General features: G+C 48.4%; 2 protein-coding genes. Both read left to right on the forward strand.

Annotation, left to right across the window (positions count from 1 at the left end):
• The coding region (yfbR, locus tag AND4_RS18865) for a 5'-deoxynucleotidase (protein ID WP_009844589.1) at positions 1-487 on the forward strand (487 nt) is incomplete at its 5' end.
• Positions 488-490: 3 nt separating this feature from the next.
• Positions 491-1,771 (forward strand): anti-phage deoxyguanosine triphosphatase (locus AND4_RS18870; RefSeq protein WP_043991933.1); only part of this gene is annotated, 1,281 nt, incomplete at its 3' end.

Consider the following 1,771-nt stretch of genomic DNA (forward strand, 5'->3'; position numbering starts at 1 on the left):
CAGCTTGCAAGTCGCGTTTGTCGCTCATGCCCTCGCGTTGATTAAAAACAAGAAGTTTGGTGGTAATTTGAACCCCGAGCGCATTGCTATTCTCGCTATGTACCACGATTCCAGTGAAGTGCTGACGGGGGATTTACCGACGCCCGTAAAATACTACAACCCTGAAATATCAAAAGAATATAAGAAGATAGAAGCTGCAGCTGAGCAAAAACTGCTCTCCATGTTGCCTGAAGAATTCCAAGATGATTTTGCGCCCTACCTGTTGTCGCACTCTGCGCACGAAGACGATGCATTGATCGTCAAGCAAGCTGACTCCATCTGTGCATACCTTAAATGCCTCGAAGAGCTAAGTACGGGCAACCACGAATTTGCCCTCGCGAAAAAGCGCCTCGATATCACTCTGCAAGAACGCAAAACACCGGAAATGGAATACTTCCTTCATACCTTTGCCTCAAGCTTTGAATTATCGCTGGATGAAATCAGCTAGTTGATGGAGAGAAAAGTGTCGTTTGAATTAGATACCTTATGGCAAGAGCGCCATGATGATGAACATAAAATCCGCCGTGACGATCATCGTAGTCCCTACCAAAGAGACCGAGCTCGTATTCTGCACTCAGCCGCGTTCCGCCGCTTGCAGGCGAAAACTCAGGTCCATGGAAACAGCTTGGAAGACTTTCACCGTACCCGTTTGACCCACTCTCTCGAAGCGGCGCAATTGGGCACGGGGATTGTAGCTCAGCTAAAGAAGAAACAACCGGAGTTCCGAGAGCTGCTCCCTTCTGACAGCTTGATTGATTCTCTCTGTTTGGCCCACGACATTGGCCACCCGCCCTATGGACATGGTGGTGAAGTCGCGCTGAACTACATGATGCGAGATCACGGCGGGTTTGAAGGTAATGCCCAAACGTTTCGTATCGTCACTAAACTAGAACCTTATACCGAGCACTTCGGCATGAACCTATCACGCCGCGCTTTACTCGGCCTGATCAAATACCCAGCTCTTCTTAGCCAAACTCGCGCAGTTTGCCTGCCGGAGCCTGCAGAACACCAGCGCAAATTAAAAGCCAAAAACTGGAGCCCAGCAAAAGGCATTTACGACTGCGATAAAAACTTATTCGATTGGGTCATTGCCCCCTTGACCGACAATGATAGGGCCTTGTTAAGCCAAATGCGTTGTCGCCCAGAATCAGAGTTTGAACATTGTAAAACCCGTTTTAAGTCACTCGACTGTTCGATCATGGAACTCGCAGATGACATCGCTTATGGCGTACATGATTTAGAAGATGCGATTGTGCTAGGCATGGTCACTCGTGAACTTTGGCAAGAGGGAGCAGCCGATCAATTAGCGAATTGCGGCGATACTTGGTTTGAGAAGCACATTGAGTCCATTGGACAGATGCTGTTTAGTGGCAAACATCATGAACGCAAAGATGCGATTGGTGGTATGGTCAATGCGCTGCTGACTAGCATTTCAATCAAGGTGGTCGATGAACCTTTCGACAACCCATTATTGGCTTGGAATGCGTGTCTGGAACCGCAGATGGCAAAAGCGCTTGAAGTGCTTAAGCGTTTTGTGAGTCAGTATGTGATCCAAGTGCATCAAGTTCAGATTGTCGAGTACAAAGGGCAACAGATCATTATGGATTTGTTTGAAGCGCTAAGTGCCGCGCCTGAACGCCTACTTCCAAAACATACCCAATCATTGTGGCAAGATGCGGCGACCGAGGGCGCGAAAATGCGGGTCATTGCAGATTACATCTCGGCAATGACC

The sequence above is a fragment of the Vibrio sp. AND4 genome (genome assembly GCF_000171815.1).
Taxonomy (GTDB): domain Bacteria; phylum Pseudomonadota; class Gammaproteobacteria; order Enterobacterales; family Vibrionaceae; genus Vibrio.